Here is a 22,302-nt window from a genome sequence, read left to right as displayed (position 1 = left end):
CGGTCTGTGGGGCATGCCCACAGCCGCGCTGACACACGCATAAATTAGCACATCTGCGACGTGAGCCAACTGACGCGGATGCCCTTTTGTTGTTCTCTGCCTTATTGTGGATTCTGCATCATGTATAATGTATATCCCGAGCCCACAAATCTGCTGTTCCAGCATAACGACGGCTGGAGCCAGTACATTGATAAATACGGCGACACGCTCAGCGACTGAACAAAATTCTCCGTTGAACACATGCTCGCCTGCGGCACCTGCCTCATGGACTTTTGCCGTTAAAGCAACATAAAGCACCTGGTTCCGTTCAAAAAAATTACATCCAGACCAGAAAGGTGATATGGAGAATTGGGGTGGGGGGGGGAAGAAATAAAAATGATCACATTAAAACTAGCCGCAGTGTTGGACAATCCTGAAGGCATTGACTGGCGACATGCTCTTTATTTGCCTTCAAATAAAGAAACCTGGAATATTAATGTACTTGCATTGGTTATGGATCCAGATGATGTTGATTCAGATGAACCTGACGCTGATCCTGAAGAAGTAAAAAAGATGGGATATATGTATGTTCTTACGATGCAAGATGTAACTTTTGTTGTTGAAAAAATCTGTGAGCAAAAAGATATAATTTCATCGGAGGAGCTTTATGAGGCATTAATGTTTTACTATAGAAATGATGCATTTATTGTATTGTAAAAATTTAAATTCAGTCCTGAGCATAAAACACTAAACTCAGGGCTGTTTCTCTCAGTGGGGTTGCGTGTGGAGAGCATAAGAATCTGTAGGACAGCGAATCATCAATAGAGAGACAGATAGAAATTCGTATTACCGTGTTACCATCCACTCGAATAAACCTGACATGGCGTGATACTGCATGAAATGAGGTATAAACCGATAGCCCTAAGGATGCCCGGGTGGCAAAAAAAGCCACTGGCTTGGTGTCAGATGTAAAAACATTAGTCAGCACCCGATGGGCATGTCGCGCGCATCAAGCCCGTAGTGGCCGCCAAGATCGATCCACAGGTACCGGTGAAGTAGAACCTGTTAGGCAATATTGAACACAATACCTCGACGCAGATCAATTGTGAGAAACCGGTTCATACGCCCGAGTTCAGCAATTCTGTGCCCAACGACAATGCCGGAGCGGTCAGCCCCAATGGCAAGCCCACTCACCCCGTCGGCAAGACCCTGTAGCATGGCGATCCGGTGTCGCTGTTCTCCGGCGAAGAGTTACTGACCCTGACGGATTTCACCCTGCCCGTCGTCCTCTTCTTTGCCTAGCGGCGACTCTACCGCACCAGTACAGTGGAACAACGCGGTAGGATAGGCCCCGGCTGGGTGCACAGTGCCAGCCCTTATCTGTCCTTTGGGCGCGATAGCCAGGGTCAGGAAGAGATCGTCTGGTTCTGCGACGATGAAAACCGTGCTACCCGCTTCCTGCTAGCCTACTGGTACGTTGCAACATGTAATTCTGAATTTAACGGTGAGCATTACTGGCCCGCCTGTCGTATCAGTTGCTTCAGCAACGAGATTGACCAGGAATCAGCAACTTTTGCAGACAAGAGGCACACGTTATGAAATGTAATCTAGCCCTCCAGAGAATCGTGACGATTGGTTACGATTATAGGAATCCCCTCACACTAATCAATTATCGATTAATTACTTAATTATCATTGCATTAGCGATAAAAAACCTATGGATACGTATCTGCTGAATATTTTACTTCGTTGCAATTCATCCCCAAACGGCAGAAAAGCAAGAAAAGTGAGGTTAAAGGGATTCAAAAATTTGGGCTAAAAATCCTCATCGCACTCAAAAATGGAATGCAGTACGCAAAAAAATCACGTAAAAGACTACAAATTCAATCACGCATTACGTAAAATATCACGTAACAGAATTCACTCGATCTTTTATACGGACTACATATGGCTAATGTTGATGCAGATTACTGCTACTCGTTTCCGGCTATACGTGGCATCCAGGCTGGCCGTCCGTTCTACATTGCCACATGCCCAATGCGTATCATTCCGAAAATATTCAGTTTTGATGAAAACGACGTGCCACCAGAACTACGTGCACAACGCACACTTAATAAATCACGCATCCCTGAAATGGTTCGTTATCTCTTGGAAAATCCAAAAGATTATGTGTTCTCAGCATTGACAGCTTCCATTGCCGTCGATGTCCAGTTTGATGAATTCCCCGGCTCCAACAATCTGGGGACATTATGCGTGCCGATGGATGCGCAAATTCTGATCAATGACGGTCAGCATCGCCGTAAAGCGATTGAAGACGCTTTAGACGCTCGCCCGGAGCTGGGGCAGGATAATATCCCGGTGCTGTTTTTTGTCGATGAAGGATTAAAACGCAGTCAGCAGATGTTCGCCGATCTGAATAAATACGCCATTCGTCCCAGCCCGTCGCTGGCATCACTGTACGATCATCGTGATGCCAGTTCAAATCTGGCACGTTATCTGGCAATGTCCGTAGAGCCGTTCGTCGGGATGACCGAGCTGGAAAAATCAGGTATCAGTCAGCGGTCGAATAAATTGTTTACGTTAAGCAGCATCAAGCAAGCAACCCGCGCTTTGTTAGGTAAAGCTCCCAAAGAGGGCAATTTTGAAGAATGCACCCAAATCGCCACCAACTACTGGCAAGCTATTTTTCGTGTAATGCCAGACTGGCAGTTAGCGGCGAGAAAAGAGGTTTCACCGGTTCAGCTACGGCAGGACTATGTTCACGCTCACGGTATAGGTTTGCAGGCACTAGGGCAACTGGGGTATGCCTTGCTGACGGACTACCCAGAGCAATGGCCTGAGAAAATTGCTGCACTCAAAACCTTTAACTGGCGCAGAAACAATCCGGATCTGATCAAACGCGCAATGCAGCACGGTAAGCTGAGTAAATCCAGTACGGCGATCCAGCTCACCTGCAATGCGCTAAAAACCGCGCTCTCAATTCCGCTCACTCCTGAAGAACAGGAGCTTGAAGCTCAAATGGTTGTCTCATGAGTAAATTAGTTCAGGCCTTCGATCTGGCCGAATACGAAGATTTTATTAATCAGGAGCAGTTCGCCGGACGCCCTCTGGCCGAATATGTTGCCGAAGTGCAAAGAATTTATTGTGCGGACAAGCGTCCGTGGGTAATTGGCTACAGCGGTGGGAAAGATTCTTCCGCAGTGATCACGCTGGTGTATCTGGCATTACTCGGCCTGCCCCCGGAAATGCGCAGCAAAGATGTTTTTTTGGTGTCATCCGATACCCTGGTGGAAACGCCAGTGGTTGTGGATCTGATTAAGAAAACGATGTTGCAGATTGAGGCAGGCGCAAAGCGTAATGGTCTGCCGATCACACAGCATGCCGTGATGCCAAAAACCAATGAAACCTTCTGGGTTAATCTGCTGGGGAAAGGATATCCGGCCCCAACCCGAAGTTTTCGCTGGTGTACCGAGCGGATGAAGATCAACCCGGTCAGCGACTTTATTAAAGATAAGGTGAGCCAGTTTGATGAGGTGATTGTTGTCCTCGGCTCACGTAGTAGCGAGAGTGCCTCCCGTGCTCAGGTAATCGCAAAACACAAAATTGATGGTTCGCGACTGGCCCGGCATACTACACTGGCAAATGCATTTATCTATACCCCTATTGATACTTGGGATGTAGAAGACGTCTGGAAGCTGCTGCGCGGCGCATTCCGCTATGCCCCTGAAGATATCGACGAGTGGGAAAGTCCGTGGGGCGGAAACAACCGCCCTCTGTGGACGCTGTATATCGACTCTTCCGCACAGGGCGAATGTCCGCTGGTGATCGATGAAAGTACCCCGTCTTGCGGAAACTCTCGCTTTGGCTGCTGGACCTGTACCGTAGTAACCAAAGATAAAGCGATGGAAAGTCTAATCAAAAATGGCGAAGAGTGGATGTCGCCATTGCTGAAATATCGTGATCTTCTGGCGTTTACCACCGATCCGGTGAATAAAGATACCTATCGCAACTATAAACGCCGCACCGGTAAGGTGAGCTATCAGTATGCTAAAGACGGCGAAGATCGCAGTGCAGAGCGTAAGCATGTTCCTGGTCCTTACTGGCTCAAATACCGTCAGCAGTGGCTAAAAGAGTTACTGGAAATTGAGCGCGATTTAAATGCCCAAGGTCACACGATTACATTAATTACCCAGCCAGAGCTGCACGCTATCCGTCAGGAGTGGTTGAAAGATCCTAACGAGCCAGACTGGCACGACACGTTGCCAGGTATTTACCGCGAGGTGTATCCGCAGGATTTGAACTGGGTGGTTGACGATCAATCACGCTTTGATGCCAGCGATGCTGATTTGCTGGCCCAGATAACGCAAGGGTTCGACGTAGTGCCTGAAATGGTGATGAAGCTGATTGAGCTGGAAACTTCGATGGAAGGGTTAAGCCGTCGCCAGGGGATTTTTGACAAGCTCGGCACAATTTTGAAGCAGGACTGGGGCAGTCTGGAAGAGATCCAGCAGCAACAGGCAACGCTGCAAAAACGCAACGATCGGGATATTCATCAGGACGAAGTTGAAAAGCTGGAAGCTGAACTCCAGATTTTACAGCGCAGAATTGTCGATGCGGGTGAATCATCCGTCCTTATCGATGAGGAAAATGAACGTGCTCATTAAGCAACTGGTATTACGTAATTTTCGGGTATTTAACGGTACACATACCATCGATCTGGCTCCCAGAAAGCGCCCACATGAAGTGACCCCCCGCCCGATTGTGCTGTTTGGTGGTTTAAATGGCGCAGGAAAAACGTCTATTTTATCAGCCATTCGGCTGGCGCTGTATGGCCGTTTAGCGTTTGGCCCGGCAATGCAGCAGCAGGAGTATGTTGAGCAGCTCGGTGCGCTGGTGCACAACGGGACGTATACGGCAGAGCGCCCAGACGAGGCCGCAGTAGAATTGACGTTTACCTACAACCAAAATGGCAATGAGACTGAATTTACTGTCACGCGTAGCTGGAAAAAAGGAAAGAAAGACCGTCTCTCTTTGCAACAGGATGGACAGCCACGCAGTGAACTCAGTTATGACCAGTGCCAGGGATTTTTGAATGAATTAATCCCTCACGGTGTTGCCGATCTTTTCTTTTTTGATGGAGAAAAGATTGCAGAGCTGGCGGAAGATGAATCCGGCAATATTCTGCGTACCGCGGTGCGCCGTTTGTTGGGACTTGACCTGATCGCCAGACTGCAAAATGACCTGATGATTTTTGTCAAACGACAGCAAACCGCCCAGTTGGGTGGATCTCAGCAACAGCAGGTTGAAGCGCTTGAGGCAAAGATTAAAATGCTTGCCGGTCAGGCGGAAAAATTGCTTGAAGAGGCCGATTTCGTCAACTCGCGGATTGAATTTTTATCCCAGGATATTATTCGCCATGAGGGATTGTTAAATGCGCAAGGTGGCGCGTTTGCCCAGACTAAAGTGCAGGAAAAACTGAAAGTTGAAACGCTGTTAAAAGAAAAAGACCGTCTGGAAAAAGCGTTACGACAAGAATGCGATGGATCGCTGCCCTATGCGTTAGCGCCTGATACGTTGTCGCGGTTGCTGGAAAACATTGCCAATGAAGCGCAGATCAAGCAGGCAAAAAGCTTTGAGACAGAGTTAAATCAATTTTTAGCTCAACTCAAAAATGATATCGCGTTTCGTTCTGTGAGTACCGGGAAAATAGCGGCTGAGACGATTGCCGATAACCTGGAAGGTTATATGGCAGCCAAACCCAAAGGTGATTTGCTGTTTGATATTTCTGAACGTGAAGCCGGTATGCTCCAGCAGTCCATTGAGCAGGACAGCAAAAAAGCATGGCAGCGTTTTGATATTTACCGCCATCAGTTAGCGGATATTGAACAGCAACTGGAGCAGGCCGCTGCTAATATTGCTCGCGCCCCGGAAGACGAGCAACTAATGGATCTCTTTGCAGCATTACGCGATCTAGATCATAAGCGCGAAAAACAGCGGCAAAAATACCGCTCACTGCTGGAAGAGGCTAAACGGACGAAACAACAGCAATTGGACTGTGTTCGTCAGGTACAGAAAGCACATGACATCACCCGTAGCCAGCATGGTTTTAGCAGCGCATTTAAAAATGCGCAGGAAACCATTAACTTGCTCGATTACTACAGCGATGTGTTAACGCAGGCGCGAGTGAAAAAGTTATCTGCTAACTTTGAAATCGCCTATCACAAGCTGGCCCGTAAAGAGGATTTACAGCTTAATGCACATATCAATCCGCAGACGTTTGATGTTGAGCTGGTGGATGAAAAGGATTCAGTGATTAATCGTAAGCTGCTTTCTGCGGGTGAAAAGCAGATTTATGCGATTGCCATTCTTGAGGCTCTGGCAAAAACCTCCGGGCGTGATTTCCCGGTGATTATTGATACGCCGTTAGGACGTCTGGATTCTCAGCATCGGGATAAGTTGATTAATCATTATTTCCCGGAGGCCAGCCATCAGGTTGTGTTGCTATCCACGGATACTGAAGTGGACGAGCGTTATTTTGTCGATCAGCTGCGTGATGATATTTCTCATGCCTATGAGATTGTGTTTAATGCACATACCAAATCATCTGCGCTGAAACCCGGTTATTTCTGGGAACTAACCAAGGAGGCTATCTGATGCTCCCGAATCGAATGGCGCTTAGTCGTCAGACTGAAGAACAGCTTAGGAAGTTAAAAGGATATACCGGGATTACGCCCAATGTTGCCGCTCGGCTAGCGTTTTTCCGCTCAGTGGAGAGCGAGTTTCGTTATTCGCCTGAGAATGATAATAGGAAATTGGATGGTACGATGGCGCTGGATAAAATTACGTGGTTGGGGGAAACATTGCAAGCTACGGAACTGGTGTTGAAGATGCTTTATCCGCAACTAGAGCAGAAGGCGATGATTAAGGCGTGGGCAGCTCATGTTGAGGATGGGATTGCGGCGTTAAGAAATCATCGTGGGTTAAAAGATTTCACTCTAAACTTATGATAAAAAGCCCTATGGGAAATAGGGCTCAATCTAGAATTAAAAAATAAAACTTTTCATTATTTTATAAACATAACCTGATGATTTTGAGACAGCATCAACAGTTTCAAAATAAGAGTCAGCCAAATCAATTTCTTTTAGTTTAGAGTAAAACAAGCCCTTATCTATAACATCACCATAGTTTATGACACCCTCATCAACATAAATATTATAAACATCCCTTAATAATCTAATCAAAGAAATAAAACCAACTGTTTTATTAAGTACGGATTTTTTGTTTTTACTATCCCACGCACCAGGCCATAATTCGCTAACCACAGAGAAGAAATTGTATACAACAACTGCAATAGTTGAGTCATCTGAGTTAATGAAATTTTTCCGGAATGGCAATGCTCTAAAACTAGCATTATTATTATCAGGCAATTGCATATTTTTTATTCCGATGAAATTTTTCTTTTTCCCCAATAAGATATCTCGATCTAAGCTTGGTCTCTTAGAAATTAATTTCACAACGTTTTCAACAAAAGCAGCTTGTGTTAGAACCTCCGAATCGACACCAGCTGTTTTTACCCCCAACCGTTTTATTCTTCTAAAAAATGGTGACCCCTCTCTTGAGTTCAAAATAACAGCTATCTGATGTGCTGTTTTTGACGGGTTTCTAGCAAGAGCAAGAGACTCCAGATCATAAACTAAGCTCTTATTAACTTTTGTCTGATTCTGATTGACCATTGTAAAAACTTGCGCTTGAGTATGTAAATCGGCCTCTACAAAAATAGTAACAAGAACTTCAAAATCTACTTTCTCATCATATTGAGAAATAAATGAAAAATCAGTTTCTTCAAAACCAGCCAGCCTATGTTGACCATCTAGTATCTTTGCGATTTTACCACTTTGATAATTTTCAAATTTTATTGTCATTTCATTATCATTTATTTCTAAAAAATCGCCATCGATAGCAACAATAATAGAGTTAGGGAAGGTAGCATCAACGGAACCGATATATTCGCGGATTTTTTTTACTCTATTCTTATTCAGTTCTCGTTGGATCCCCAAATAGGTATCAATATTGTCCTCGGACTGTTCCTCTTCCAATCTTCTAACATCAGAGTAAGATATCGAGTATAAATCTCGAGCATTCATAACACAGCAATAAAACTCACCGATGGGTTGAGTAACTTTTAAGAATTTGGTAGTTATTTTTTTCATTTTTATTTACCACTCAATTTCGCATTTATATCATTTGCCAGTGCATTACGTTGCCTCAAATCTTCCATCGTTGGATCAATACGCTTACTATGATCCTGCCATACACTATAATACCAGACAAATATAGTGGAAAATATAATTGAGACTCCAAGCCATACAAGATTTTCTGCGCTAACACTCATTTTCCTTGACAGCACATCTTCGAGCCTGACAAAACTAAAAACATAGATCCCTGCAAAAATAGAATAAGCTGCCAGTGCAAAAGAAACTATGCTTGTAATACTCTTTTTCTCTCTTAATGCTTTCTTATGTATATAAGGAACCAAAAAAGCTGAAGTATAAAGAAACACCTCTCCATACCTAAAATTTGATATAAATGCTGAGCCGAAACTTGGTTCTGACCAAGACGAAGCGATAATAGCGCCAACTATAATGGGTAATATTGAAAAAAATAAGGTTATAATAAATTCTAGGGTCACTCTCCCTAGGTGACAACTAACCCCACAGCAACCTTTCCAAGTAATCATTTATCTAACTCCCAAAATGCTCGATCCCGCATCTTCTTAACCTGCTTATCCCCATCCACATACAGGCTAAAATGCTTCTCAAGCTGCCGAATCTGCCCCATCAAAGACTCCTGTTCACCTTTATCATCAACGTTAAATACCGCCTTGATATCCGCATTCCTAATCTCAGAAACGCGATGGATCACCCAGGTTAAAATATAGGAGGCGTAATTATTTTCCCCCGTCTTAAAATGAGTGATCTCTTGCGTTGACAAGATCGCACCAACTCCATACTCACGGCCTTCTTTAAGGATCTTACGCAGACTGGAAAAATCCTGCCGCATAAAGTTATCGGCCTCATCAACCAGAATCATTTTAGTGAGCTGGCGATAATCCCCTCGCACTATTGGCTTACCACGCTTTTGCATCTGCGCGTAAAACAGATCCAGCGTGAGAGCGACCACCAAGTTTTGCACTTCTGGCGGGTAGCCTGCCAGTTCAATCACAGTGACGCCGTCAATCAATTCGTACAGACTGGTCATCTTCTCCGGGATGGTTTCGAATATCTTGTAACGCGCCAGTTTGGAGAGTGCCGCGTAAAGCGAATCTTCTTCGACCTTTTCCTGATCAAGGAAGCGCTGCCATACATCTTCAATAGTTGGCGCGGCTCTTGACCATGTTGTCGGATCTTCCGGCGAAATGCCTGCCGCGTCATAGCAATCTAAAATCAGGTTTTCTAGCTTAAGTTGCTGCTTATGGCCTAAGCCATAGGCTTTCGCCATCGTTTCCGATAATCCCCCTGCGGTGTGGATCGGCAGCATTGGTGTATCGCCAAACAGAGATAACGGATTATAGGGCAGCTTAAATAACTTGTACTTTTTAGCCCCCGTAGCATCTAGGAAAGCTTCATCTACATAGTCTGACTTATAGTCGAAGATCAGCATACCTATTGGCTTGCCATCAACGTTACAAGATTGATTGCGTATCAACTGTGTAACCAGTGATTTAGTAAACTGGGTTTTCCCAGTTCCCATAGTGCCAATAATACCAGTATTGGTATTCATGAACTTAGCGGTGTTGGTTGGCTCCCAGTGCAATGGGCTCTGACGCGCAGCGTCATGACCAAACAGGATCTGTAATGGAGTATCGCTGATATCAGGGCCTACCACCACAACAGCAGGTTGTAACGATTCCGGTTTAGAAACGGATTGCGAAGCAGCTGCCGTTGTGGCGTGTACCACGACTTCTGGTTGTAATGGACTGGCATCAACCCCTGGCTTAAGCCGGTATTTTTCCGGCACCCGATAACGTTCGGCAAGCGGTTGTTCATCCCCCTGCGCGGCAATCAGCGATGGCAACAGTGAATAAGGGATTTCGATCTGTAAGATATTCTCCGCCGTCTCTTTATAAGAAAGGTCGAAGCAGGTTCCGCTGTCCACATGCGCTACGACGAAACCGTCCGCATAGTCGGCCAACTCACCTAACTGATAGTCACCCGTTAACCACCATTCACGTCGTTCCAGCAAGGGAGCCAGTTTGTCACTGTCCAGCACACCGTACAGACGCAGTTTCTCCACCTGCATCAGCACCTGGCGAATAAAGAGCGCCCGGTACAGTTGTGATGCCAGCGCTTGTGGTTCCAGAATATCTTGCTGTAAGTAGCGTTTTAGCTCACGAGCCTGTTGGCCTGCATAGCTGTAGTCAGGTCGCGCTCCGGTTTTAACTTCCAGCGGTAACAGATAGAGGCAGTTTTCTTTGAATCCGACAAAGAGCACATCATCAGAGATCGCACCTTTACGATACCCCTGCAAATTCCTCGATAAATCGCTCTCTTTCATTTTCAACCCGACGTTGCCGGACACGCGGATCATTTCAGCCACCGATAGCGGAATCCAGCAAATATCGGACTGGAACAGCATAGATTGCACAAATTTGTACGCGCCAATAATGCCGTGTTTCTCTTTACGCTCCCTTTCACTGGAGCGCAGCATTTTCAGCAGCCATTCGCCGTTAAAAGCGTTAAATTCAGCCAGCAAATGCTGACTGTCAACACCGGGTTGCCCGGACTGACTTCCGGTCTGGAGCAGACGCAGGAACAGATCAACCTGCTTCGTGACAGTGACAGCATCGTAGCCTGCACAACTAGTGTACTGGTCAGAATAGTGGATAAGGACCACATCTTTCTGGCTGGTGAAAAAGTCGAGAGTGACTTTAGGATCAATGATGGTGGTCCAGAGCGCGCTGTTGTAGGAGTAATTGAGTAGCTGTTTAAAATTGCCGCTCACGGCCAGGCCGATCCCTTGTCCGTGGTACTGGCTGTTGCTCTGACGCGCAGGTTGCCACAGGCAGCCGACTAATCGGGCAAGACGCAGGGCGCAGTAGGGCTCGGTATCCACATCACGCAGACCAAACGCGGTAAAGTAGGCATCCCCCTGCGTTTCAGCACCTTCTCCGGCGATCAGCCCATGGCACAGTACCCCGCTGGACGCATCTTCAATGCGGATCTGGCGGCAATCCACAGGTGCCGTATTAGTGAAAAACGCCAGGTGTGCATAGGCCAGCTTGTCGCTTTCTGACGGCAGGACAAATTTGCTGAATGTTAACCGGCTGCGCAGCAGGTCAATCAGCATATCGGCTTCAGCCCGCCATACGCCGCTGTTCAGATCGAGATCGCTTTTAAGCTGTTCATAGCTGCCACTTTCGGCAAAGTGATCGAACATGTTGGGCAGCAGGCGTTCATCATAGCAGTTCACATGCACCGAAATAACGTGCTCTTTTTCCTGCTTAAAATATTCCACTAATCCCAGAAACAGCTCTTTGGCGTTCCCCTGGTTGATTGCATTGATAATCAACGCATTGTTCCCGGCGCTCTGGAAAAGTCGGGCGTAGGCGTCCGTGAACTCATTGAGTTTGTCTTTTACCAGACGTTTAACGTAGTCATGGCTGACTTGCCGCTGGGGAATTGCATCAATCCAGAAGCGGTTTTCCTCCACAGGCTGTAATTGTGCGTATTCATGCTCACTGTGGTAAACAAACGGCATTAAACCGGAAACCATCAAACGATCGAGAGTAATCGGCGGTAGTGTGGCAAATGAAGCTGAAGCGTGCTGCTCCAACTCCGCTACGATAGTTTCTGCCAGTTGTAGATGGTAAGCCAGCACTAACGGATGCAGCGGTGAAAGGCGCTCATGACTATCAACGCGGCAGACCCCCAGATGCAGAAGGCGTTTCTCCTGCGCCGTCAGCGCTCTGCTCAGGCCGATTTGCTGGAGAGCCTGCTCAAACGTCGTAACAATGTAACTGACCAGCGTGCGGTATTCCGCTGACCACGACACCAGACTCGGCAGGGTACTACGACGCTGATAGTAGGCAAATAACTGCTCATAGGCACTATGGAGAGCGGGGTAGTTGGCAAGAAGTTCATCCAGCTTAAACTCGCTATCGTCATTTCCCGTCCCCAGCAGACGTCGCTCAATTAATGAGGCTTCCAGTATTAATAACTGCTGCCGAACACTGACAACCTTGTGCTCGGTATTATCGAGAATGATACGCCCTTTCAGTTGGTTCCAGGTTGCATTACCCACTTCTTTGAAAAGCTTATTGAAACGACTCTGGTCGAAAAGCAGCGGCAGCGTTAACCCTTCTTCAGCCCCCGGCCCCTCGATGTTAAACGACAGGCGGGATTCGCCGGAAACGAGCGCAAACTGAACCAGGTCACTTTGATTCGCCAACGTCTCAAAATTCACTTGGGCATAATGCTGGCTGTCTATGTCTTCGCTCTCGTCATCCAGCATACAGGTTAGGCTGCCCGACTCAGCAATACGCAGCACGTTATCTTCCAGTTGGAGCGTTATTTGCCCTTGCCCTTTACCGGGTTCAACGCGGTAGCAGTGCTGAATATCGTTTAGCCAGAATTGTCCCTGCTCAACCAACAGCAGGCGGAATTTATACTCTTCGGCTGAATTATTGCGGTTGATCAGTTCAAGACTAAAGAAGCAGGGACGCCCGTCAAAAGGCACCGACGCCATAATACGCGAGGTCTTGCCCCCCGCCCGACTGGTGCGCCAGAAAGGCGCGTTTTTTAACTGGCGATTATGGGCAATCTTTATCTGGTTGTCCTGAAGATCGTTTCCCTGAAAACTGAACTCCAACTCAGCTTTTGATTGTCCCGGCTGTATCTGCACCAGTAGACTGATATCGCGTTTGCCCGCCTTGCTGGCGCTTTTTGCTCGTTGCCAAACCTCTCCATTTTCGACAGAAACATTCTCCAGCACAAGTTTCTGTTCGCTGTTCTGTTCTTTCTCTTTCCTGTAGTCGGAAAAATCAAGCTCACGCCAGTCCTCTTTATCGACAAAGTGTTCCTGAATGAATTTCGTACTGAATTCGGTCAGTACATTTTCCAATTGTCCGCTGTAGCGTTCAACACTGTCTTCTATCTGGCGATATAATTTACGGTTTTCATTCAGCCTGGTGCGCAGCTGTTTCTGACTATAGTTCAGTAGTTCATCATCTTTAAATAGATGAAGCTCGGAGAAATCCAAATTGCCATCATCCAGCAGACGATACAGCGACGAGAAACCAAATACGGTAGCACCTTCATCCAGTACCGTCACCAGTTGATCATCCAGCAAGCAGCGGGACAATTCCGAACGGTTACTGTCGGTAGTAATGAGCTTTTCCAGTTGATGACTGAAGGTTTGCGGGAACCAGATAGCATCCGGTGCCGCCACGTCTTTCGTACTGTTAATCAGGGTATCGAGCATGCTGTTGTGAATAATCAACAGTGCCGTGTGGGCAAAAATACCGCTGCGCCCTGCCACTTCATCGCGCAGATGGGAAATATAGTTTTCCGTAAATGCCGGAGCCTCAGCACCGTGCAATACCGGAATAAGCTGAACACCATTACAGGGGAGGCAATCAATATGTTGCCCCGGCGCAATCTCCAGCTGATTTCCATCCGCCAAGGAGACAAATGCCTGCCAGAGTTTTAAGGCATTATCGGGATCGGGAGATTTAAACTGGTAACGCTCACCCGGCTGAATGATGCCGCCAACCCATTCAATAAAGGTTTCCGCCAGATAGGTTTCATACTGTTTTACGGACATATACGGCATCTCCACTGTCACTCATTCGCTCAACATTTCCCATGCGTTCATAAAACGACACCAGCGTTTGCGCCGACTGGTTATCCAGATAAAAGCCGCGTTGTTCAAAACCGCGGAGCAGTTCATGCAGGCGGAGTTTGTCATTTTTTCCAACGGTGAGGTTAGTTAGTAACAGCAGACGATCCTGATTCAGCACCAGTACCTTTCCCGCCCGACCGCGCACCTGAATGAAGTCAGTGCAAATCTGATTTTCCAACTCGTTGACGTATTTACGGTTCACTGTCGCACGGTCAGTTTTTTTACCCTGGAACTGCTCAACGGCAACGGATAATAACTGTTTGAAGGCACTTTCCAGGTTTGTAGCACGTTCACGAAGCGGGAGGCCGCGATCCACAATAAAGTCTTGTAAATAGACGTTAAGGTCATTTAATACCTGAGAAGATGAGTCAGAATCATTCAGAGTGTCCTGATAAATCTGCCATAGCGGACGCTTTTTCTGTCCTTTCCCCCATTGCAAAACCTCCAGTGCAGAGAGCAGCGGGAAAAGTTTTTCACTCTGGCTGGCGAACAATTTATAGCCATAACGCTTCACTTTATCCCGTTCCGAGCTGGCTTTTTCGCTATCAAGAATAAAAAACAGCGATTTGCTTTGTGGTTCTCCGTCCTGCCAGTTGTCCAGATTGAGCGCCAGTTGAGCACACCAACTAAAGGCGTACAAACGCAGGGTGTTCGTTAATTCTTGTAAAAGGTACTGTGGATGTTCCGCCAGAAACACCAGATCGGACTGAAAACACGTTACCATATACGGAAGATAGGATTGCTCTTCGGCAAACGGCCCTTTCCCCAATAACTTTATTTTTTCATTGAGCTTATTCAGCATTTTCTGCTCAATGTAGTTCAGTCTGTCCTGTATGGGATAACGAAGGCTGAAATCGCCCATCAAATTGGCAAACAGCGTACCAAGACGTTTATCTGCCGTTGAACCCGCACTTATTTTTTCACCGGAAAACTGGGCATGAAACAGTAAAAAAAGTGGGGAGACACGGAAAATATCCTGACTGGAAAAATACATTCGCTCAAGCACCGACCAGAAGGCAGGCTCATCAAGCAGCTCCTGCAAATGTGTTTTACAATCATCACGGAATTGGTCGGGATCGTAGGCTTCGATTTTGCGCTTCAGGGCATAGCTAAGGACCAGACCGGTGACAAATTGCCAGTTAACATCGTTATTTTTATTGCGTACCGGCAGGTAACTATCCAGTTGATTGTTACCCACTTTTAACGCAGTTGCGATAGGATACATTCTACTACCCCTCCATGCCGCTAATAGTGATCATATCGTCATCCGCCTTTGCGCGATAAACCCGTTGTCCAGCATCATAAAATTTGATTTCGCTGCTAGATTTAGCCTTTTTCGCAATCAACTCAACAATTTCATCCAGTAACACGATGGCGTTTTTATCGTATTTATTCGGACGATATCCATTATTCAACTTGTCCAATAGTTCAAACAAATTAAGTCCGATATGGATATGCGGCAGTGGGTTTTGCCCCACTTTTAAATAGACATCGAAGCCTGTTGAATGAGCCGTATGTTTATTTCTGATGGCGTCCCAGTCAGGCCTCACCTCTACCGGCGCAGTTATTTTAACCCCACCAAATTCACCCAAGAAGAACTCTTCTTTTTGCATACTTAATTCAGGTGCTTTACGGTTAGCGTAGCGCTGGATACCCGCGATAAGCTCAAAAGCATAGAAGCGATTCAGTAATTTTTTCTGTTCAGAGTCTGCAGTATAGTTTCTATGCAGATGCCAGATTTCTGAGTAACGTTCAAACAGCGATTCATTAAAGAATGCTGAAAATTTCCGGTGGTAATTATTTCCCAGTGATTCGTGTTGTAGCAGCCAAAAAAGCCGGACCAACGAAGTTGCGTCACCAAGCTTAACACACTGGCGATCAAACTTAATGTGCAACGGCTCAATTGCGGCTAAAAAATCGTCTAGTTCGGAGTCAACCAGTCCAAGTTCATAGCGCAAAATGAACTGGTCAAGTTCATAGGTGTGCAATCTGGCAGGATCAAAATCGGAAACTTTTTTAATCAGGTCATTTTCTGCACCGGTGAAAAGGTTATCAAATAAGTAACCTGGTCCCATCAGCAGGTGATGCAAAAAATCTAGCAGCGTTCTGGTCGTTACAAACTGGTCTTTAATTAACCTAGCTTTAAATAGCTGCGTAATTAACACATTCTGCACACCAGGTAAGCAAAGCAATTTATAGTTCGAGACCTCTTTAAGATCTGGACTAACTGACTCATCTCGCCGAAAAATAAACTGGAATAAATTATTATCATCATCACGGGTTAAATTATCTAATAAGGTTTTAATAAATGATGAGTATTGTTTATTTTCGTCAAACTGGAATTTAGGGTAGTGTTCAAAATCAAAAAAAGAACAATTTTCGTTACGGTAAGGGCGGCTTGCGTCCTGCTTAGCTAAAAATGAGTCAATTGCAGACCGGACCACCTGGTGGCATTCAGCACCTTCTCTGGCAAAATTGGCGAGCATCCCGGTGTTGATGCCAATGAGAAGCGGAGATGATTGCTGATGATGGTTAGCGAACAAATCATTCAAGGCATCAATGGCTGATTGTCGAGGGGCGAAGCTATGCGTGGCATCCAGGTGGAAACTAAATCGCCGCTGATAACGTGGATCTGACTGGCAACGGGTTAAAATTTCGGACTTTCCATCCCCGCTACTACCGCACAAAAAAATGATTTCACCTGGCTTAGCAAAATCTAAATAACGCTGCAATTCAGTTTCAATTTCTTGTTTAACAAAGAGTTGTTCCTTTAACTGATCGAATTCATCTTTCTGGCGGTGTGTCACGGTGGTGACGGAAAACGAAGATGACTTCGCAAGTACACCCAACGCTTTACGTAATGTGATTGCGCTCATAACTTCATGTTCTCTAAAGAATGAATACCCTTATTCTATACAAGCTAACAATTGAGCACCATATGCCTTTTTCTCCAGGTACGCTCAACGGTTTGTAAAATCCCTTGAAATCAATACGCGGGCATCTACGAGACTATTAACAATCATGGAATTGCAGCCAACTTTCACCAACGAGCCTACCTAACAAAGTGTGACGGTAGGCTCTATTGCTTTCTTTTACACCGCATTAACGCTTTGACGGCGTAGCAGTCTTGGCAAAATCAAACGGACTCACCCCCTTCTCCCTATTCGCATCCAAGAAGTCAGCCCACCACTGCAGCATTAACTTACGCTCATCCAGGTGCTCAGCCTTATGAATGTATGCTGCTCGCACAGAGTTGCGTTCCATGTGACTCATCTGCCGCTCAACGGCATCCTTCGACCATAAACCCGATTCGATCAATGAACTACAGGCCATAGTCCTAAAACCGTGGCCGCAGACTTCAACCTTTGTGTCATATCCCATTACTCGTAATGACTTGTTCACCGTGTTTTCACTCATTGGCTTGCGTGGGTCGTGGTCGCCAATAAAGATCAGGTCATGGCTGCCACTGAACTTCTGTATTTGCTTCAGGATGCTCAACGCTTGCAGTGAAAGCGGCACCAAGTGCGGAGTTCGCATTTTAGAGCCACGATGAGAGTGTTTTACACCTTCGATCGGTTCACGCTCAGGGGGAATAGTCCACATGGCGGTTTCAAAATCGATCTCTGACCAACGGGCAAATCGTAGTTCGCTGGAGCGGATAAAAATCAATAGCGTCAACTCCACCGCCAGCCGTGTTAACGGTCTGCCGGTGTAGCTATCAATTCGCTGAAGCAGTTCTGGAGTTCGCTTTAATTCCAGCGCCGGACGGTGTTGCCGATTGCTGGATGCAACAGCGCCTGCCATTTCCTGAGCCGGGTTGTAGTCAATCAGACCACTCTGTACGGCGTAACGCATTATCGCGGTCGAACGTTGTTGAAGGCGTGATGCCACTTCAAGACGCCCGGATTGCTCTACGACTTTGATCGGGGCTAACAGGTCACGGGTTTTAAGCTCGCCAATATTACGTTTGCCGATAGCGGGGAAGAGATTATCTTCCAGGCTTTTCAGCACGCGCTTGCTGTGTTCTTCCGACCACTTCTTATTGGTGGCATGCCATTCGATAGCGACCTCTTCAAAAGTACGAGCCTCATTCTGCTCGACCTTATCAGTTTTCTTTTTATCGCTTGGATCGATGCCGTTCGCTATCTGCTTGCGAGCTTCATCACGGCGGGCCCTGGCATCCGCCAGGGAGACGTCTGGATAGACACCTAAAGCCAGCATCTTTTGCTTCCCACCAAAGCGGTACTGCAAACGCCAGTACTTAGAGCCATTCGGGTGAACAAGAAGATGCATGCCATTGCCATCGGTCAGCTTGTATTGCTTCTCCTCAGTCTTGGATGTCCTGACTTTAATATCTGTTAATGCCATGGTTATCCCCTCCCCGTTGGTACACGCATTATCGAACCAAAAATACCATCATCTGTACCAACATCTGTTGGTAGATGTGGGTTGATGTCGGTTGACACTGAGAGAGTTAATATAGCGGGAAAGGTAGGTAAATACTGGATTTCAGGCATAAAAAAAGACCTCAATTGAGGTCTATTTACATACTGTTGGTGCCGAAGGCCGGACTCGAACCGGCACGTATCTCTACGGTTGATTTTGAATCAACTGCGTCTACCGATTTCGCCACTTCGGCACTGAAGTAGTATGCGGAAAACGTGGGCATTATACCTTCCCACTTGCCTCGCGCAACACTTATCAAGCATTCAACGAGTTGAATGTTGAAAAAAACGTCACCCGTCGATTTTTTCGGCTTACTCTGCTTATTTATTACCCTGGGCTTACCCAGTCAACGCGGCTAGAAGGTGTTGGAACAGTGGTGCAGGGCTCAAGCTATTAACGGGCGCAGCATGCAGCGCTCCTACGTTTTGCACCCGATGAAGTTTGTCAGCATGCTGTCCGAGCCCGGCAATCCCCTCACCACCATCCTGCACTTTTTTGTTACACCTCACACTTTTCATCACAACCTTCTGTGACTCCCAACATCGAAAAATAAAAACACAACATATTGAATATAAATAATTTTATAACAATACATCCTGCCACTCCCCCACCTCCCTTATGTGACAACCCTCGTTTATTTGTTAAATCCAATGATTGAATATTAATAACATAACAAAAAATAACAGCCACCCAGCGGCACCATCGCTACCGACCAGGAGTTGAGCATGATCCCATCGGAACGCCGCGATTTTATCTATCGCTATGTACATGAGTATCAGTTGGTCACCATCGTGGCCCTGGCCGAGTTGATGAGCGTTTCACATATGACCGTCAGGCGCGACATCCATCAACTGGAAGAAGAAGGCAAGGTGATTAGCGTCAGTGGCGGTGTGCGCCTGAGTGACGCGCTACGCCAGGAGCTGGCCTACAAAGAGAAGGCCCAACTGCATCACCGGCAGAAGCGAGCAATCGGCAAATATGCCGCCGGGTTGGTCGAAGATGGCCAAGTGGTCTATCTGGACGCGGGCACAACCAGCTTCGAGATCGCCCGCCAACTGGCCGAACGCTTCAACCTGACCGTAGTCACAAACGATTTTTCCATTATCCAGCACCTGATGAATCGCCCCCAGCTCAACCTGTTTCACACCGGTGGGCGGGTCGATCAGCGCAACTATTCCTGCGTCGGCAGCTGCGCCGCCATGCTGTTGCGCACCTTGAATATCGACGTGGCCTTTATCAGCACCAGTTCCTGGGATCTGGAACATGGTCTATCTACCCCACACGAGGAGAAAGTGCTGGTGAAACAGGCGCTGCTGGACGTGGCCCGGCGCAAGGTACTGGTCTCCGACAGCAGTAAATACGGCAAGTACGGCATGTTTCGCGTCTGCTCGCTGGCGGCGCTCGACGACATCATCTGCGATGCTGCCCTGCCGTCAGAAACGCAGCAACAACTCCAAGAGCGTGGCGTGCGGCTGCACAGCATCAACCTCTGATAACACCCCCTACAAAGGAATATAACCATGAAGGTCATCATTACTGGCGGAGCAGGTTTTTTGGGTCAACGCTTGGCAGCCGCGTTGCTGCAAGACAATACGCTACCTTTTGACGAACTGGTGCTGGCAGATATCCAACAACCTAACGCCCCGCTAGCCGATCCGCGAGTTCGCTGCCTGGCGCTCGATCTCACTCAACACGATGCCGCCGATCGGCTGATCGACAACGATTGCAGCGTGCTCTATCACCTGGCCGCCATCGTCAGCAGCCATGCGGAAAGCGATTTCGATCTCGGGATGCAGGTGAACTTTGACGCCACTCGCAAACTGTTGGAAGCCGCGCGCCGCAATGCCCCGGCAATGAAGTTTATCTTCACCAGCTCGCTGGCGGTGTTTGGCGGCCAGCTTCCGGCCACCGTCACCGATGAGTGCGCCGTGCAGCCACAATCCTCCTATGGCGCGCAAAAGGCCCTGTGTGAACTGTTGATCAACGATTACGCCCGCAAAGGGTTCGTCGATGCGCGGGTGCTGCGACTGCCCACCATCAGCGTGCGCCCCGGCAAGCCGAATAAGGCAGCGTCCTCCTTTGCCAGCGGCATCATCCGTGAACCATTGCACGGGGAGCCTTCAGTCTGCCCGGTCTCCCCAGAGTTGACGCTATGGCTGTCCAGCCCTGGCACCGTGGTACGCAACTTTATCCATGCCGCCACGTTGCCTACCGCGCAGTTCGGCACCTCACGCATCGTCAACCTGCCCGGCATCAGCGTCACAGTAGAGCAGATGCTAGCCGCACTGGAAGAGGTGGCCGGTGAGCAGGCTAGTGCCAAGGTGAACTTTGTGCCGGACGAAGCCATCAATCGCATTGTCGCCAGTTGGCCGGGCAACTTCGATATACAACGTGCATTGGCGTTGGGGTTCCGTGCCGATGAAAACTTCCAGCAGATCATCCGCGCCTTTATGCGTGATGAGATGCCACAGGCCGGGAGCTGATTATGGCACTTTATACTCCCATCATTGGTTTGGCGGTGGCCGTGTTCGTACTGGTGTGGCTGGTATTACGCACGCGGGTTCATGCATTGATCGCCATGCTGGCAGCAGCCTCTATCGCCGGGATCAGCGGCGGGTTGAGCGCCATGCAGACGGTAGATACCATCTCCAAAGGGTTTGGCAGCACGCTCGGCAGTATCGGGATTGTTATTGGCCTGGGGGTGATGATGGGCCGCGTGCTGGAAGTTTCCGGCGCGGCGGAGCAGATCGCCTTCAGCTTTATCAAGTGGCTGGGTAAAAAGCGCGAAGAGTGGGCGTTGGCGATCACCGGCTATATCGTCAGCATCCCGATTTTTGTCGATTCGGCCTTCGTCATCCTTTATCCGTTGGTCAAGGCACTGGCCAAGAAGGGTAAACGCAATCTTCTGACACTCGGCGTAGCCTTGGCGGGTGGCCTGATCATTACCCATCACGCAGTTCCACCAACACCGGGTCCATTAGGGGTGGCGGGGATTTTCGGCGTGGATATCGGCGCTATGATGCTGGCCGGGCTGGTGTTAGCCATTCCCTGCGTGATCGGCATTGTGATCTATGCGCGCTGGCTCGGCACCTATTACCCGGATTTTACACCAGAAGACCAGGAAGATGAGCCGGACGACCTACGGGCCGCCCACCAGCGCTATCTGGCTGAGAAAGAAGCCAAGGTGCTGCCGAGCTTAACGCTATCGCTGCTGCCAATCATCGCCCCCATCGTGCTGATCTTTATCAATGCGGTGAACACTATGCTGGCCAAGGCTGAAGGAATGTCCTGGCTGGGGGAAAGCCTGTGGGGACAAGCCTTTGCCTTCCTCGGCGCACCGGTGATTGCGTTGGCCATCAGCGTCCTGCTGGCGGTTTACACCCTGATGCCCAAGGTCGACAAGCACGAGACGCTGGAGCGGCTGGAGGAAGGCTTGCAGGCCGCCGGGATTATCTTGCTGGTGACCGGTGCCGGTGGCGCGCTAGGGGCGGTATTACGTGAAAGTGGCACCGGCACCTTGCTGGCGCAGCACGTCGCCAATCTGCCGCTGTCCCCGGTATTGATCCCATTCTTTATCGCTACGCTGGTGCGCTTGATACAGGGGTCGGGCACCGTTGCCATGATCACCGCAGCGTCTATCTCAGCTCCTATTGTTAGCCAGTTGCCCGGCGTCAATATGCTCGCTGCCGCGCAGGCCGCCACCATGGGCGCGCTGTTCTTCAGCTACTTTAACGACAGCATGTTCTGGGTCGTCAACCGGATGATGGGGATTAAGGACGTGAAGCAGCAGATGATGGTCTGGTCAGTACCCACCACCCTAGCCTGGGCGATCAGTCTGGTCGGTGTCCTGATACTGGATTGGTTGTTGTAAACGCCCCTCACCCCAACCCTCTCCCACCGTAAGAACCAAGACACTATCAACACTTGTATGGGGGAGAGGGAGCTTGTTCGGAGCAGCCGTCAGGTGCCGCTTTATACC

At 48.1% G+C, this 22,302-nt stretch carries 14 protein-coding genes and 1 tRNA gene; 8 read left to right on the top strand and 7 right to left on the bottom strand.

What is annotated here, in order from left to right; translation table 11 throughout:
- The first annotated feature begins 375 nt into the window (after positions 1 to 375).
- The 5 genes from KGP17_RS02845 (at position 376) to dndE (ending at position 6,985) form a co-directional block, all read left to right on the top strand.
- The gene (locus tag KGP17_RS02845; RefSeq protein ID WP_223498819.1) at positions 376 to 696 is read left to right on the top strand and encodes a hypothetical protein; all 321 of its coding nucleotides are present in this window, start codon (positions 376 to 378) and stop codon (positions 694 to 696) included.
- A 1,229-nt stretch (positions 697 to 1,925) separates the two neighbouring features.
- Complete coding sequence (gene dndB, locus KGP17_RS02840) at positions 1,926 to 3,011, top strand: DNA sulfur modification protein DndB (protein WP_223498818.1); 1,086 nt, start codon at positions 1,926 to 1,928, stop codon at positions 3,009 to 3,011.
- Positions 3,008 to 4,642 carry a DNA phosphorothioation system sulfurtransferase DndC gene (dndC, locus tag KGP17_RS02835; protein ID WP_223498817.1) on the top strand — a complete coding sequence of 545 codons (1,635 nt, stop codon included), beginning with the start codon at positions 3,008 to 3,010 and terminating at the stop codon, positions 4,640 to 4,642. The genes dndB and dndC overlap by 4 nt, the downstream gene beginning before the upstream one ends.
- The gene (dndD, locus tag KGP17_RS02830; protein WP_223498816.1) at positions 4,632 to 6,632 is read left to right on the top strand and encodes a DNA sulfur modification protein DndD; all 2,001 of its coding nucleotides are present in this window, start codon (positions 4,632 to 4,634) and stop codon (positions 6,630 to 6,632) included. The genes dndC and dndD overlap by 11 nt, the downstream gene beginning before the upstream one ends.
- Positions 6,632 to 6,985: a DNA sulfur modification protein DndE gene (gene dndE / locus KGP17_RS02825; RefSeq protein ID WP_223498815.1), complete on the top strand. Its 354-nt coding sequence runs from the start codon at positions 6,632 to 6,634 to the stop codon at positions 6,983 to 6,985. Before dndD ends, dndE begins: the two co-directional genes overlap by 1 nt.
- A 36-nt stretch (positions 6,986 to 7,021) precedes the next feature.
- On the opposite strand, the gene KGP17_RS02820 is transcribed toward dndE, so the two are convergent.
- The 7 genes from KGP17_RS02820 to KGP17_RS02790 form a co-directional block, all read right to left on the bottom strand.
- Positions 7,022 to 8,188, bottom strand: a complete 1,167-nt coding sequence (locus tag KGP17_RS02820; RefSeq protein WP_223498814.1) for a DGQHR domain-containing protein — start codon at positions 8,186 to 8,188, stop codon at positions 7,022 to 7,024.
- Positions 8,189 to 8,190: 2 nt separating this feature from the next.
- On the bottom strand, positions 8,191 to 8,715 hold the full coding sequence (locus KGP17_RS02815; RefSeq protein ID WP_223498813.1) for a hypothetical protein: 525 nt from the start codon (positions 8,713 to 8,715) through the stop codon (positions 8,191 to 8,193).
- Positions 8,712 to 13,799 (bottom strand): DNA phosphorothioation-dependent restriction protein DptH, encoded by a 5,088-nt coding sequence (dptH, locus tag KGP17_RS02810; RefSeq protein ID WP_223498812.1) that lies wholly within the window; start codon positions 13,797 to 13,799, stop codon positions 8,712 to 8,714. Before dptH ends, KGP17_RS02815 begins: the two co-directional genes overlap by 4 nt.
- Positions 13,780 to 15,102, bottom strand: coding sequence for a DNA phosphorothioation-dependent restriction protein DptG (dptG, locus tag KGP17_RS02805; RefSeq protein ID WP_223498811.1), 1,323 nt, complete (start codon positions 15,100 to 15,102; stop codon positions 13,780 to 13,782). The genes dptH and dptG overlap by 20 nt, the downstream gene beginning before the upstream one ends.
- 4 nt (positions 15,103 to 15,106) lie before the next feature.
- Positions 15,107 to 16,753 (bottom strand): DNA phosphorothioation-dependent restriction protein DptF, encoded by a 1,647-nt coding sequence (gene dptF / locus KGP17_RS02800; protein ID WP_223498810.1) that lies wholly within the window; start codon positions 16,751 to 16,753, stop codon positions 15,107 to 15,109.
- Positions 16,754 to 16,979: 226 nt separating this feature from the next.
- Positions 16,980 to 18,245, bottom strand: coding sequence for an integrase arm-type DNA-binding domain-containing protein (locus KGP17_RS02795; RefSeq protein ID WP_223498809.1), 1,266 nt, complete (start codon positions 18,243 to 18,245; stop codon positions 16,980 to 16,982).
- Positions 18,246 to 18,431: 186 nt separating this feature from the next.
- Positions 18,432 to 18,516, bottom strand: a tRNA-Leu gene (locus KGP17_RS02790).
- A gap of 532 nt (positions 18,517 to 19,048) precedes the next feature.
- On the opposite strand from KGP17_RS02790, the gene KGP17_RS02785 reads away from it, so the two are divergent.
- The 3 genes from KGP17_RS02785 to KGP17_RS02775 are packed head-to-tail and all read left to right on the top strand — an operon-like array spanning position 19,049 to position 22,194.
- Positions 19,049 to 19,816 carry a DeoR/GlpR family DNA-binding transcription regulator gene (locus tag KGP17_RS02785; RefSeq protein WP_223498808.1) on the top strand — a complete coding sequence of 256 codons (768 nt, stop codon included), beginning with the start codon at positions 19,049 to 19,051 and terminating at the stop codon, positions 19,814 to 19,816.
- A 27-nt stretch (positions 19,817 to 19,843) separates the two neighbouring features.
- Positions 19,844 to 20,806: a D-erythronate dehydrogenase gene (gene denD / locus KGP17_RS02780; RefSeq protein ID WP_179252849.1), complete on the top strand. Its 963-nt coding sequence runs from the start codon at positions 19,844 to 19,846 to the stop codon at positions 20,804 to 20,806.
- Positions 20,806 to 22,194 (top strand): GntP family permease, encoded by a 1,389-nt coding sequence (locus tag KGP17_RS02775; protein ID WP_223499601.1) that lies wholly within the window; start codon positions 20,806 to 20,808, stop codon positions 22,192 to 22,194. The genes denD and KGP17_RS02775 overlap by 1 nt, the downstream gene beginning before the upstream one ends.
- The last annotated feature ends 108 nt before the right edge of the window (positions 22,195 to 22,302 follow it).

Source organism: Serratia sp. JSRIV001 (assembly GCF_019968745.1).
GTDB classification, from domain to species: Bacteria; Pseudomonadota; Gammaproteobacteria; order Enterobacterales; family Enterobacteriaceae; genus Chania; species Chania fonticola_B.
The sequence above is the reverse complement of the archived record's forward strand: the minus strand, read 5'-3'. Positions and strand labels throughout refer to the sequence as shown.